The 12,960-nt window shown below is 59.3% G+C and carries 12 protein-coding genes; 7 read left to right on the forward strand and 5 right to left on the reverse strand.

Features of this window, described 5'->3' with window-relative positions:
• Positions 1-388 precede the first annotated feature (388 nt).
• On the forward strand, positions 389-1,510 hold the full coding sequence (locus tag IB144_RS22940; RefSeq protein ID WP_002887282.1) for a cupin domain-containing protein: 1,122 nt from the start codon (positions 389-391) through the stop codon (positions 1,508-1,510).
• A 47-nt stretch (positions 1,511-1,557) separates the two neighbouring features.
• Here IB144_RS22940 and kacT read toward each other — a convergent pair whose 3' ends face one another.
• The 4 genes from kacT to cusR form a co-directional block, all read right to left on the reverse strand.
• A complete protein-coding gene (gene kacT, locus IB144_RS22945; protein ID WP_004178461.1) occupies positions 1,558-2,091 on the reverse strand; it encodes a type II toxin-antitoxin system toxin KacT in 534 nt (177 codons plus the stop codon).
• A 10-nt stretch (positions 2,092-2,101) separates the two neighbouring features.
• A complete protein-coding gene (kacA, locus tag IB144_RS22950; RefSeq protein ID WP_002887278.1) occupies positions 2,102-2,368 on the reverse strand; it encodes a type II toxin-antitoxin system antitoxin KacA in 267 nt (88 codons plus the stop codon).
• 102 nt (positions 2,369-2,470) lie between these two features.
• A complete protein-coding gene (locus tag IB144_RS22955) occupies positions 2,471-3,904 on the reverse strand; it encodes a Cu(+)/Ag(+) sensor histidine kinase (RefSeq protein ID WP_040216929.1) in 1,434 nt (477 codons plus the stop codon).
• Positions 3,894-4,577, reverse strand: coding sequence for a copper response regulator transcription factor CusR (gene cusR / locus IB144_RS22960; protein WP_004214143.1), 684 nt, complete (start codon positions 4,575-4,577; stop codon positions 3,894-3,896). The genes IB144_RS22955 and cusR overlap by 11 nt, the downstream gene beginning before the upstream one ends.
• Positions 4,578-4,749: 172 nt before the next feature.
• Here cusR and IB144_RS22965 point away from each other — a divergent pair, with 172 nt between their 5' ends.
• From IB144_RS22965 to IB144_RS22985, 5 genes are all read left to right on the forward strand, one after another.
• Entirely contained in the window at positions 4,750-6,135 is a 1,386-nt protein-coding gene (locus IB144_RS22965) for an efflux transporter outer membrane subunit (RefSeq protein ID WP_040216925.1), read from the forward strand.
• 17 nt (positions 6,136-6,152) lie between these two features.
• Positions 6,153-6,497, forward strand: coding sequence for a cation efflux system protein CusF (cusF, locus tag IB144_RS22970; protein ID WP_025862174.1), 345 nt, complete (start codon positions 6,153-6,155; stop codon positions 6,495-6,497).
• A gap of 45 nt (positions 6,498-6,542) precedes the next feature.
• The gene (locus IB144_RS22975; protein ID WP_065888906.1) at positions 6,543-7,805 is read left to right on the forward strand and encodes an efflux RND transporter periplasmic adaptor subunit; all 1,263 of its coding nucleotides are present in this window, start codon (positions 6,543-6,545) and stop codon (positions 7,803-7,805) included.
• A gap of 11 nt (positions 7,806-7,816) precedes the next feature.
• A complete protein-coding gene (locus IB144_RS22980; protein WP_065888905.1) occupies positions 7,817-10,966 on the forward strand; it encodes a CusA/CzcA family heavy metal efflux RND transporter in 3,150 nt (1,049 codons plus the stop codon).
• 72 nt (positions 10,967-11,038) lie between these two features.
• Positions 11,039-11,386: a DUF1294 domain-containing protein gene (locus tag IB144_RS22985; RefSeq protein WP_004177568.1), complete on the forward strand. Its 348-nt coding sequence runs from the start codon at positions 11,039-11,041 to the stop codon at positions 11,384-11,386.
• A 9-nt stretch (positions 11,387-11,395) separates the two neighbouring features.
• Here IB144_RS22985 and IB144_RS22990 read toward each other — a convergent pair whose 3' ends face one another.
• Positions 11,396-11,929: a lipocalin family protein gene (locus IB144_RS22990; protein ID WP_002887259.1), complete on the reverse strand. Its 534-nt coding sequence runs from the start codon at positions 11,927-11,929 to the stop codon at positions 11,396-11,398.
• Positions 11,930-12,045: 116 nt separating this feature from the next.
• Between IB144_RS22990 and IB144_RS22995 the strand changes: the two genes are divergently transcribed.
• Positions 12,046-12,774 (forward strand): MerR family transcriptional regulator, encoded by a 729-nt coding sequence (locus tag IB144_RS22995; RefSeq protein ID WP_002887258.1) that lies wholly within the window; start codon positions 12,046-12,048, stop codon positions 12,772-12,774.
• The last annotated feature ends 186 nt before the right edge of the window (positions 12,775-12,960 follow it).

Genomic DNA, 12,960 nt, shown 5'->3' on the forward strand with positions numbered 1-12,960 from the left:
AGAGTCAACCCGTTTTTCAGGATTTTTCTCTGCAACCGAACCGGCTGTTTGTGTGAAGTGATTCACATCCGCCGTGTCAGTGGGAGCGCATTATAGGGAGTTCGTCGGAAGTAGCAAGCGTTAAAATAGAAAAATCTTATCGACCGCTCATTATTTGAACTTTTCGCGAATTCATCTTCTTACCATTAAAGGCGCAATCCCAGTGCTCATGCGGCCTGCAGCGCAATTTACGCTAAGATCGGTTTTTGGCGAAAATGTGATTTTCTCTCTTACCCAACGCCATTATCGCGCCGATGGTGAATTAAGCACCACTCTTGACCCACGACAATGCGCCCGCCCGGCCCTCATTTCTATAATCAGGCCCGTTTCTTCTTACTGGTAATAATCGATGGCTTATCAACTCAACATTAACTGGCCCGAGTTTTTAGAAAAATACTGGCAGAAACAGCCGGTGGTATTAAAAAACGCGTTTCCGGACTTCGTCGACCCGATTACTCCGGACGAGCTGGCCGGATTAGCCATGGAGCCGGAAGTCGACAGCCGGCTGGTCAGCCTGAAAAACGGCAAATGGCAGGCCAGCAATGGTCCTTTTGAACATTTCGACGGGCTGGGCGAAACCGGTTGGTCCCTGCTGGCCCAGGCGGTAAACCACTGGCATATGCCTGCCGCCGAGCTGGTGCGTCCGTTCCGCGTACTGCCGGACTGGCGCCTGGACGACCTGATGATCTCCTTCTCCGTCCCCGGCGGCGGTGTCGGCCCGCATATCGATCAGTATGACGTCTTTATTATTCAGGGCATGGGCAGCCGCCGCTGGCGCGTGGGTGACAAGCTGCCGATGCGTCAGTTCTGTCCGCATCCGGCACTGCTGCACGTCGATCCGTTCCCACCGATCATTGATGAAGATCTGCAGCCGGGCGACATCCTCTATATTCCACCGGGATTCCCGCACGACGGCATAACCCACGAAACCGCCCTGAACTACTCCGTCGGCTTCCGCGGGCCAAACGGCCGCGACCTGATCAGCAGCTTCGCCGACTATGTGCTGGAGAACGATCTCGGCGGCGAGCACTACAGCGATCCGGACCTCACCTGCCGCGAGCATCCGGGCCGGGTTGAAGAGTATGAACTCGAACGTCTGCGCACCATGATGATCGATATGATTCGCCAGCCGGAAGACTTCAAGCAGTGGTTCGGCAGTTTCGTCACCACCCCGCGTCACGAGCTGGATATTGCGCCGGCGGAACCACCGTATGAAGAAGAGGAAGTGGTCGATGCGCTGCTGGGTGGTGAAAAGCTTTCCCGCCTGAGCGGCCTGCGCGTTCTGCATATCGGCGACAGCTTCTTCGTGCATAGCGAACAACTCGACACCACCGATGCCGAAGCGCTGGATGCGCTGTGTCGCTATACCTCATTAGGCCAGGAAGAGCTCGGCAGCGGCCTGCAGAATCCGGCGTTCGTGAGCGAACTGACGCGGCTGATTAATCAGGGCTACTGGTACTTCGAAGAGTAAGAGAGTCGCGATACTGCGGGCAGCCGCCTGGCGCTGCCCGGTTTCTTTTATGACTCATCGTCAGTAAAGAGCTGTTCAATCGATTTGGTCGGATAAAACAGTAAGTTACTATTTTCATCCACGAGCTGTATAAACCCCAGACGAAGATAGAATGCTTTAGCCTTCTCATTAAGGGCTTCAACAAACAATCCGTAGATGCCAACGGCTTTAGACGCTCCCCACACCACTCGCATCGCATGGGCAACCAACATCTCTCCCCAGCCCTGCCCCTGAACAGATTTATCAATGGCCAGCCGCCCGAGGGTTACGCTTGGCGCATTTTGATACGGGATTTTCTTTTGCTGAGTTTTAGACGGCAACATGCCTCGCTCGAAACAACTCCCCGATAAGGTGTAATAACCCAGCAACCTGGGAACGGTATCCCCGGAGACCAGCGCATAACCCCTTAAGATTTGTCCATCGTGCTGCCGCTTGAGGTGCTCTTTTAAAAACGTATTCAGCGCTTCCTCGCCGCAATCAAATCCAGTGATATCGTAGCTGAACGCATCGGCAATCATCTCAATCGTCAGTTGCTGCTCCATTAGCTCTACCTTACCTGGTTTGTAGACGCTTCGCTGCACGTTTCAGTCGATCATTCGGGGCTGGCGGTTGGGTAATCGCCTCCATCACCAGGCTCCATGATTGCTCATTGAGGACCATTCTGCGGTGCTGCTCAATCACTTCCGCAGCACGTTCTGAGGCACTGGCAACCACAAACTGGGTAATCGTCTGATTCGAAATTGCCGCAGCTTCCTCGATGATGCTCTTATCATCATCGGTTAATCTCAAATCTATACGCTGCTTTTTAAGTGCGGGCATACGTTATCTCCGGCCTGTTGCAAACTTCATGTACGGTTATTTTCCGTACATTTAATATAGCGACAGAAAGCCACATACTCAACTATCACTCGCGGATTGCGCCTATTTCGGCAACACCACAATAAACCGCGTCGAGCGCAGATCGGACTGTGCCGCCACGCTGCCGTGGTGGGCTCCGACAATCGATTTCACAATCGCCAGGCCGATGCCGCTGCCCTCCCCTTTGCGCTGGCGCGAGGGGTCGACGCGATAGAATCGGTCAAACAGGCGCGGCAGATGCTCGGCGGCAATCGGCGTACCGGGGTTCTCCACCACCAGGCGTACCGTCTCCGCGCTTTCGCTCAACTGGATGGTCACCGCCTGCCCGGCCGGCGTGTAGCGGATCGCATTCGACAGCAGGTTGCTGATTGCCCGCCGCAGCATCAGCGGATCGCCCGTCACCCGGCAGGGGCTACCGACAAAGCGCAGCGCCACCGCTTTCTCTTCCGCCCACGCCTCGAAAAACTCAAACACCTTATGCACTTCATCGGCCAGATCCAGCGCCTGTTGCTCAGGGATCAGCTGGTTATTATCCGCCTGGGCGAGGAACAACATATCACTGACCATCCGCGACATCCGCGAGAACTCTTCGAGATTGGAATACAACACCTCTTCCAGCTCCTGCTGGCTGCGGCTCTGGCTTAAGGCGATTTCAGTTTGCGTCACCAGGTTAGTGATCGGCGTGCGGATTTCATGGGCGATATCGGCGGAGAAGTTGGACTGGCGGGTAAAGACATCCTCTATGCGCTCCAGCATATGGTTAAACGACAGCGCCAGCCGCTCCAGCTCGACAGGCACCGCCTGCGGGTCAAGGCGCACATCGAGATCCCGCGAGGTAATATTCTGGATCTGGCGGCTGATCTGGCGGATCGGCTTATGCCCCTGGTAGACCACAAACAGCACGATGGCGATGATCAGCAGGCTGATTATCGACGCCGCGGAGATCAGCTTCGCTTTCAGCTCATTAATATAGTGCAGGTGAAAATCGATGGATAAGGCCATCAGCAGGTGGTACGCCGGTTTACCGTCCGCCTGCTTGCCCAGCGGCAGCATGATCAACCGCCAGGCGCGGGTTTCCATTGGATGATTATCGTGCGCCATTGCCCGCGGCTGCGGATCGGTCCATGAAATCACATTCCCGTCGCGGAGCTGCATCGCCAGCCCTGGCGTACTCAGTATATGGCTGAGATCCGGCCCGTTGGGCGACTGGAAGAGAATATTGCCCTGGCCATCGTCCAGGCAGATGAAGACGTTGGCGTAGCCCGCAATGATATTCCTCACGATCTCCAGCCGTCGCGCTGGCGGGTAGTCAGCGTGGTCGAGGACCGTCTCCAGGGTGGTGCTGAGCTGTCTGAGATCGTGAACGTCGCGCTCTTCAAAGTGGGCCTTCACCGAATGGATCATGATCCAGGTGAAGGCAAAGAAAGCAATGATGGTGGCGAGGCTAATAAAGAAGGTCAGCCGGGTGGCCAGGGAAAAGGGGCGCTTAGCGGCCATCCGGCACCTCAAGCATGTAGCCGACGCCGCGCACGGTCTGGATGAGCTTCGGCTCGAAGTCGTTATCAATTTTGGCGCGCAGCCGCTTCACCGCCACGTCGATGGCGTTAGTGTCGCTGTCGAAATTCATATCCCACACCTGCGAAGCAATTAACGAACGCGGCAGCACCTCGCCCTGATGACGCAGGAAGAACTCCAGCAGCGTGAATTCCTTACTGGTCAGGGTGATGCGGGTGGCGCCGCGCGTCACCTTGCGGCTGACCAAATCGACGCTGAGATCGGCCGCCTGAAACTGGCTTTCGACGATGACCGCCGCCCCGCGGCGCAGCAGAGTACGCACCCGCGCCAGCAGCTCCGCAAAGGCGAACGGTTTTACCAGATAGTCGTCAGCGCCCAGCTCCAGCCCCTTCACCCGATGCTCAATGGTGCCCAACGCGGTAAGCAGCAGGATCGGCATGCCTTTCCCGGCGGTGCGCAGCATGCGCACGATATCCCAACCGTTCACATCCGGCAGCATGATGTCGAGGATCAGCAGATCGTAATCGCTGGTCATCGCCAGGTGATAGCCGTTGAGGCCGTTATCGGCCAGGTCGACGACGAAGCCGGCCTCGGTGAGCCCTTTGGTCAGGTACTCTCCGGTTTTCTTCTCATCTTCGACAATCAAAATCTTCACGGCTGGCTCCTTCACGCGCGCTTTGTGCGGGTATTCAATTTTAGAGGAGCGCCTCCGGATAGCAATGAAGTATCAGGAAAATGACAGCTTTGTCATTTTCCCGTCACGCCCTGAACAGAGCCCGCTACGTAAAGTAGCCGCCATGGATAAATCGTCGAAACCCTCTGCCGCCATGCGTTCAATACAGCTACTTACCCTCAGCGTGATATTTGCCTTAACCGGCTGTCTGTCACTCGCTCCGGACTACCAGCGCCCCGCAGCGCCGGTACCGCAGCAGTTCTCTCTCAGCCAGAACAAGCTGGTTACTGCAACAGCGGGCTACCAGGAGACCGGTTGGCGCACCTTTTTCGTCGACCCGCAGGTGAAAAGCCTGATTAGCACCGCGCTGGCCAACAACCGCGATCTGCGGATGGCGACGCTGAAAGTGCAGGAAGCCCGCGCCCAGTACCGGGTTACCGACGCCGACCGCTACCCGCAATTGAACGGTGACGGCAGCACCACCTATGGCGGCAAGCTTAAAGGCGACACCACCACCAGCAGCGATTATACCGCCGGCTTAAACCTCAGCTACGACCTCGATTTCTTTGGCCGGCTGAAAAACCTTAGCGAGGCCGACCGACAGAACTTCTTCGCCAGCGAAGAGGCGCGGCGCGCAGTGCATATCCTGTTGATTGCTAACGTTTCACAAAGCTACTTCAACCAGCGGCTGGCGGCAGCGCAGCTGCAGGTGGCCAACGATACCTTACAGAACTATCAGCAGTCTTACGCCTTCGTTGAAAAACAGCTGCTGACCGGGAGCACCACCGTGCTGGCGCTGGAGCAGGCGCGCGGCATGATCGAAAGCACCCGCGCCGATATCGCCAAACGTCAGGGCCAGCTGGCGCAGGCCAATAACGCCCTGCAGCTACTGCTCGGCAGCTATCAGCGCCTGCCGGACGATAGCGCCAGCAGCGCGGTAGACCTGCAAGGCGTAACCCTGCCGCCGTCGCTCTCCTCAGCGATCCTGCTGCAGCGGCCGGATATTTTAGAGGCCGAACACAGCCTGCTGGCGGCCAACGCCAACATCGGCGCCGCACGGGCGGCCTTCTTCCCGTCGATCACCCTAACCAGCTCGCTCTCCGGCAGCAGCAGCGAGCTCTCCAGCCTGTTTAACGCCGGCGGCGCGATGTGGAACTTTATCCCCAAAATTGAACTGCCAATTTTCAACGCCGGGCGTAATCAGGCCAACCTCGATCTGGCGGAAATCCGCCAGCAGCAGCAGGTGGTCAACTATGAACAAAAAATACAGTCCGCCTTTAAAGAGGTGGCCGACGCGCTGGCCCAGCGCCAAAGCCTGGCCGATCAGATTGCCGCCCAGCAGCGCTATCTCGCCTCGCTGAATATCACCCTGCAGCGCGCCACTGCACTCTATCGCCACGGCGCGGTCAGCTACATCGAAGTCCTGAGCGCCCAGCGCGACATTTTCACCACCCGACAAACCCTGCTGGAACTCAACTATTCCCGTCAGGCGAATGAAATCACCCTGTTCACCGCTCTCGGCGGCGGCTGGATGGAATAACCCAAGGAGTCTTGATGATGAATTCACTATCTAAAATAACCCTGTTCACCCTGCTCTCTGGCGCGGTGTTCACCGCCCAGGCCGCCGACCCGCATGCCGGCATGGCGATGCACGAGCAGCCCGCCGCCGCGCAGGCGCAAAGCATCACTGGTAAAGGCGTCATTAAAGCCATTGATATGGATAGTAAAAAAATCACTATCGCCCACGAGGCCATCCCGGCGGTGAACTGGCCGCCGATGACCATGCGCTTCACCATCACCCCGCAGACGCAGCTCAACAATGTGAAGGATGGCGACAGCGTGGACTTCACCTTCGTTCAGCAGGGCAATCTGTCGCTGTTACAGGATATCCGCGCCCAATAACAGCCCGGCGACGGTAGGCCCCCTCAACAACTGAATGGACGACACATGGCATCCCTGACACTGAAAAATACGGCGCTGATCCTCGGCAGCATGCTGATTGGAGGCGCGCTTACTGCGGCGCTGTACGCCCGATGGGCACCGACCCACGCTGCCGCTCCGGCGGCCGAGCAGCAGCGTAAAGTGCTGTTCTGGTACGACCCGATGTACCCGAACACCCGCTTCGATAAACCGGGTAAATCGCCGTTTATGGATATGGATCTGGTGCCGAAATACGCTGATGAGGAGCATGCTGCCGCCGGTGCGCCGGGGGTGCGTATCGACCCGACGCAGACCCAAAATCTCGGCGTAAAAACCGCCGCGGTCACCCGCGGGCCGCTGCGCTACGCTCAGACCTTCCCGGCCAACATCAGCTATAACGAGTACCAGTATGTGATTATGCAGGCGCGGGCGGCGGGCTTTATCAATAAAGTCTATCCGCTGACCGTCGGCGACAAAGTGAAACAAGGCACGCCGCTGCTCGAGCTGACCATCCCCGACTGGGTGGAAGCGCAGAGCGAATATCTGCTATTGCAGGAGACCGGGGGCACCGCTACGCAGGTCGAGGGGATCCTCGAGCGTCTACGTCTCGCCGGAATGCCGGACGACGATATCCGCCGCCTGAAAGCCATGCGCAAGATCCAGACCCGCTTTACCCTCACAGCCCCCATCGACGGGGTGATCACCGCCTTCGATCTGCGCGCCGGAATGAACATCGCCAAAGATAACGTGGTGGCGAAAATTCAGGGCATGGACCCGGTGTGGGTCAGCGTGGCGGTCCCGGAATCCATCGCCTGGCTGATTAAAGACGCCTCGCAGTTCAGCATTCAGGTTCCCGCCTGGCCGGGCAAAACCTTCCGCATCAGCAAATGGACCCTTCTCCCCAGCGTCGATAGCGCCACCCGCACCCTGCAGCTGCGCCTGCAGGTCAACAACCCGGATGAAGCGCTGAAGCCGGGGATGAACGCCTATCTGCAGCTGACCAGCGAAAGCGCCCCGATGCTGCTGATCCCCTCCAAAGCGCTGATCGACAGCGGCAGCGAGCAGCGAGTGATCACCGTCGATAACGAGGGCCGCTTCGTGCCGAAAATCGTGCAGGTATTCCATGAATCCGCCGGCGTCACGGCCATTCGCAGCGGGCTGCAGGAGGGTGAGAAAGTCGTCGCCAGCGGCCTGTTCCTGATCGACTCGGAGGCCAATATCGCCGGCGCGCTGGAGCGCATGCGCGCGCAGGCCCCTGATGCCGCGGCCTCTGCCGCCCACGCGCACTAAGGAACGGAACCATGATTGAATGGATTATCCGCCGCTCGGTGGCCAACCGCTTCCTGGTGATGATGGCGGCGCTGTTTCTCAGCATCTGCGGAACCTGGACTATCGTCCACACCCCGGTGGATGCCCTGCCGGATCTCTCTGATGTACAGGTGATCGTCAAAACCCGCTATCCGGGACAGGCGCCGCAGATCGTCGAAAACCAGGTCACCTGGCCGCTGACCACCACCATGCTGTCAGTCCCCGGCGCCAAAACGGTTCGCGGCTTCTCGCAATTCGGCGACTCCTACGTATACGTGATTTTTGAAGACGGCACCGATCCTTACTGGGCGCGCTCGCGAGTGCTGGAGTATCTCAACCAGGTGCAGGGCAAACTTCCCGCCGGGGTCAGCGCCGAAATGGGCCCGGACGCCACCGGCGTCGGCTGGGTCTTCGAATACGCGCTGGTCGACCGCAGCGGCAAACACGACCTTGCCGAACTGCGCTCGTTGCAGGACTGGTTCTTAAAATATGAGCTGAAAACCATTCCTAACGTCTCGGAAGTGGCGTCGGTGGGCGGCGTGGTCAAGGAGTACCAGATTGTCGTCGACCCGATGAAGCTGACCCAGTACGGCATCAGCCTCGGCGAGGTGAAATCGGCGCTGGACGCCTCTAACCAGGAGGCGGGCGGCTCTTCCGTCGAACTGGCGGAAGCCGAATATATGGTGCGCGCCAGCGGCTACCTGCAGACGCTCGACGACTTCAAAAATATCGTGCTGAAAACCGGGGATAACGGCGTGCCGGTCTATCTTGGCGACGTCGCGCGGGTGCAGATCGGCCCGGAGATGCGCCGCGGAATCGCCGAGCTTAACGGCGAAGGCGAAGTGGCCGGCGGCGTGGTGATCCTGCGCTCCGGCAAGAACGCCCGCGAAGTGATCTCCGCGGTCAAAGCGAAGCTGGCGTCGCTGCAAAGCAGCCTGCCGGAAGGGGTTGAAGTGGTCACCACCTACGACCGCAGCCAGCTTATCGACCGCGCCATCGACAACCTCAGCTACAAGCTGCTGGAAGAGTTTATCGTCGTCGCCCTGGTCTGCGCCCTGTTCCTGTGGCACGTGCGCTCGGCGCTGGTGGCAATTATCTCGCTGCCGCTCGGCCTGTGCTTCGCCTTTATCATGATGCATTTCCAGGGGCTCAACGCCAACATCATGTCGCTGGGCGGGATCGCCATTGCGGTGGGGGCGATGGTCGATGCCGCCATCGTGATGATTGAGAACGCCCATAAGCGGCTGGAGGAGTGGGAACATCAGCACCCGGGAGAGAAGCTCAGCAACGACACACGCTGGAAAATAATTACCGAGGCCTCGGTGGAGGTCGGCCCGGCGCTGTTTATCAGCCTGCTGATCATTACCCTGTCGTTTATCCCGATTTTCACCCTCGAAGGCCAGGAGGGCAAACTGTTCGGCCCGCTGGCCTTCACCAAAACCTGGTCGATGGCCGGGGCAGCGCTGCTGGCGATCGTGGCGATCCCGATCCTGATGGGCTTCTGGATCCGCGGCAGGATCCCGGCGGAGAGCAGCAATCCGCTGAATCGCTTTTTGATCCGCATTTATCACCCGCTGCTGCTGAAGGTCCTGCACTGGCCGAAGACTACCCTGCTGATTGCGCTCCTGTCGATCCTGACGGTTGCCTGGCCGCTTAACCGGGTCGGCGGCGAGTTTCTGCCGCAGATCAACGAGGGCGATCTGCTGTATATGCCGTCCACGCTGCCGGGGATCTCCGCTGCGCAGGCGGCGGATATGCTGCAGAAAACCGATAAGCTGATCATGACGGTGCCGGAAGTGGCGCGGGTGTTCGGCAAAACCGGCAAGGCCGAAACCGCCACCGACTCGGCGCCGCTGGAGATGGTAGAGACCACGATTCAGCTCAAGCCGCAGGATCAATGGCGACCGGGGATGACCATGGAGAAGATCGTCGACGAGCTGGATAAAACCGTGCGCCTGCCGGGACTGGCGAACCTGTGGGTGCCGCCGATCCGCAACCGCATCGACATGCTCTCCACCGGCATCAAGAGCCCGATTGGCATTAAAGTTTCCGGCACCAACCTGGCCGATATCGACGCCATCGCCGGGCAAATTGAAGTGGTGGCGCGCACCGTGCCGGGAGTCACTTCGGCATTAGCCGAGCGGCTGGTCGGCGGGCGCTACCTCAACATTGATATTCATCGTGAGAAGGCGGCCCGCTACGGGATGACCGTCGGCGACGTGCAGCTGTTCGTCTCGTCCGCCATCGGCGGGGCGATGGTTGGCGAAACAGTGGAGGGCGTCGAGCGCTATCCGATCAACATCCGCTACCCGCAGAGCTATCGCGACAGCCCGGAGACCCTGCGCCAGCTGCCGATCCTCACGCCGCTGAAGCAACAGATTGTCCTCGCCGACGTGGCTGAGGTGAAAGTGGTCACCGGACCATCCATGCTGAAGACCGAGAACGCCCGCCCGACCAGTTGGATCTACATCGACGCCCGCGACCGCGACATGGTGTCGGTAGTGCACGATCTGCAGCAGGCCATCGGCAAGGAGGTGAAGCTGAAGCCGGGCATCAGTGTGTCCTACTCCGGGCAGTTTGAGCTGCTGGAGCGCGCCAATCAGAAGCTGAAGCTGATGGTGCCGATGACGCTAATGATTATCTTCGTGCTGCTGTATCTGGCGTTCCGCCGCGTCGGCGAAGCGCTGCTGATTATCACCAGCGTGCCGTTCGCCCTTGTGGGCGGGATCTGGTTCCTCTACTGGATGGGGTTCCATCTGTCGGTGGCCACCGGGACCGGCTTTATCGCCCTCGCCGGGGTGGCGGCAGAATTTGGCGTGGTGATGCTGATGTACCTGCGCCACGCCATCGAGGCCGAGCCATCGCTGGAGAATCCGCAGACTTTCAGCGTCGATAAGCTCGACGAGGCGCTGTACCAGGGGGCGGTGCTGCGCGTTCGGCCGAAGGCGATGACCGTGGCGGTGATTATCGCCGGCCTGCTGCCGATTTTATGGGGCACCGGTGCCGGTTCGGAAGTCATGAGCCGTATCGCCGCGCCGATGATTGGCGGGATGATCACCGCCCCGCTGCTGTCGCTGTTTATCATTCCGGCGGCGTATAAGCTGATGTGGCTGTATCGGCATCGGGGCAAGCGTAGCCAATAGCCCGCCGCGTTTACGCCGGTCCGGGAAATTGGCTATAGTGGCGCCATTCTTCTGGCCGGCGTGAACGTCCCTATGAATCTGAACCTGGTATGTTATTCCCTGCTGCTGCTCACCGCCGTGGGCAGCGCCCTGCTGCCCTACCCGCTGGCGATGTGGTTTTTACTGAGCAGCCTTCTGACATGGCTTATCTATGGCGCCGACAAGCTGGCGGCGCGCAAAGCCTGGCGCCGGGTGCCGGAAACCACGCTGCTGGTGCTGGGCCTGGCGGGAGGCTGGCCGGGGGCCATCCTCGGCCAGCAGTGCTTTCGCCATAAAACGCAAAAGCAGCCCTTCCGGACGCGGTTTTTCATCAGCGTAGCGCTCAACGTGGCGGCGCTGGCCGGGCTGTACGTGGTTTATACCCATCTGCTCAGCCGCTAAGCGGCGAGGCTAGCGCGGCGTCTGGCGGATCCACACCAGGCGATCGACGTCAAAGCCCAGCTCGCGCGCGGTATTCAGGTAATCCTGCTTCACCGCCGCCGGAATGGTGGGGGTGCGCGACAGGATCCACAGATAGTCACGGTTGGGGCCGCTGACCAGCGCGTACTGGTAGTCGTCGTCCAGGCGGATCACGTTATAGCCGCCGTAGAATGGCCCGAAGAACGACACCTTCAGCGCCGCGGTGGTGGGGGCGCCGGTGAAATAGGCTTTCCCGTCGCTCTCATTCCAGCGTTTTTTGACCGGGTCATAACCGCGGTTGACGACGCTGATCCCTCCGTCGCTGCGGGCGCCGTAGGTGGCGGTCACCTGCTCCAGGCCTCGCTCGAAGCGATTCTCCAGGCGGGCGACCTCATACCATTTTCCAAGGTACCGGCTGGCGTCAAACCCGCTAATCGGCTGAACGCCCTTCGGCGGCGTGGGCGATTTGCAGGCCACCAGGGTTAACGCGATAGCGACGCCGGTGACAACAGGCCATAGCTTCATGAGAACTCCTTTCATTTACGCGGTTGGGGAAAGTGTAGTGCAAAGCCACTACACTTCACGCCAGCCGTCGTGATTCGTAGTATATTGAGAATATTCTTTGTTAACAGGTGGCCTCCATGCCTTACTCCATCGGCGAATTTGCCCGACTATGCGGGATAAATGCGACCACGCTTCGCGCCTGGCAGCGCCGCTACGGCCTGCTTAAGCCGCTGCGCACCGATGGTGGACACCGTCTGTACAGCGATGACGACGTCCAGCAGGCGCTGAAGATCCTCGACTGGGTGAAAAAAGGGGTGCCGGTCAGCCAGGTGAAACCCCTGCTGTCGCGCCCCGGCGCGCGGCGCACCAATAACTGGTTGACGCTGCAGGAGACCATGCTGCAGCGGCTGAAAGAGGGAAAAATCGAGTCCTTGCGCCAGCTGATCTACGACGCCGGGCGCGAATATCCGCGCCAGGAGCTGGTAACCGAAGTGCTGCGTCCGCTGCGCAGCCAGGTCTCCGCCAACGTGCCGGCCATCATGACGCTGCGCGAAATCCTCGACGGCATCATCATCGCCTATACCTCGTTTTGCCTCGAAGGCGACAAGAAGGCGCCCGGGGACAACTTTCTGATCACCGGCTGGCACCTGACCGACGCCTGCGAAATCTGGCTTGAGGCGCTCAAACGTACCGGCCAGGGCCATCGCATCGACGTCCTGCCGGTGCCTCCCGCCGCCCTGGCGCCGGAGATTTTTCCCCAGCGCAACTGGCTGCTGGTCACCAGCGGCAAACTCTCCGCCGCCCGCCAGAGGCAGGTCGAACTCTGGCAGCAGCAGGTCGTCTCCCTCGAGGTGATCCCGCTCTAACCCCCTGTTTTCACTTACCTCCACGCTCTGTTCCGCCAGCACCCGGTGGCGCGGCGGGCTCACGCTTGCCCTTTGCGCCACCCGCGATTTTCACTCCTTAAAACACCAATCATAACAACATGATTTTTAACACAAATAAAATATATTTTTCTACAAACTTGGACAAATAATTTTATTTGTGTAAGT

The sequence above is a fragment of the Klebsiella sp. K4 genome (genome assembly GCF_014596785.2).
GTDB classification, from domain to species: Bacteria; Pseudomonadota; Gammaproteobacteria; order Enterobacterales; family Enterobacteriaceae; genus Klebsiella; species Klebsiella pneumoniae.

Bases quoted from the DNA above. Each gene is read 5' to 3' on its own strand.
- IB144_RS22955 (WP_040216929.1), bottom strand. From the start codon at position 3,904: ATGGCCGCTAAGCGCCCCTTTTCCCTGGCCACCCGGCTGACCTTCTTT.
- IB144_RS22980 (WP_065888905.1), top strand. From the start codon at position 7,817: ATGATTGAATGGATTATCCGCCGCTCGGTGGCCAACCGCTTCCTGGTG.
- cusF (WP_025862174.1), top strand. From the start codon at position 6,153: ATGAATTCACTATCTAAAATAACCCTGTTCACCCTGCTCTCTGGCGCG.
- IB144_RS22985 (WP_004177568.1), top strand. From the start codon at position 11,039: ATGAATCTGAACCTGGTATGTTATTCCCTGCTGCTGCTCACCGCCGTG.
- kacA (WP_002887278.1), bottom strand. From the start codon at position 2,368: ATGCCCGCACTTAAAAAGCAGCGTATAGATTTGAGATTAACCGATGAT.
- kacT (WP_004178461.1), bottom strand. From the start codon at position 2,091: ATGGAGCAGCAACTGACGATTGAGATGATTGCCGATGCGTTCAGCTAC.
- IB144_RS22990 (WP_002887259.1), bottom strand. From the start codon at position 11,929: ATGAAGCTATGGCCTGTTGTCACCGGCGTCGCTATCGCGTTAACCCTG.
- IB144_RS22965 (WP_040216925.1), top strand. From the start codon at position 4,750: ATGCGTTCAATACAGCTACTTACCCTCAGCGTGATATTTGCCTTAACC.
- IB144_RS22975 (WP_065888906.1), top strand. From the start codon at position 6,543: ATGGCATCCCTGACACTGAAAAATACGGCGCTGATCCTCGGCAGCATG.
- IB144_RS22940 (WP_002887282.1), top strand. From the start codon at position 389: ATGGCTTATCAACTCAACATTAACTGGCCCGAGTTTTTAGAAAAATAC.
- IB144_RS22995 (WP_002887258.1), top strand. From the start codon at position 12,046: ATGCCTTACTCCATCGGCGAATTTGCCCGACTATGCGGGATAAATGCG.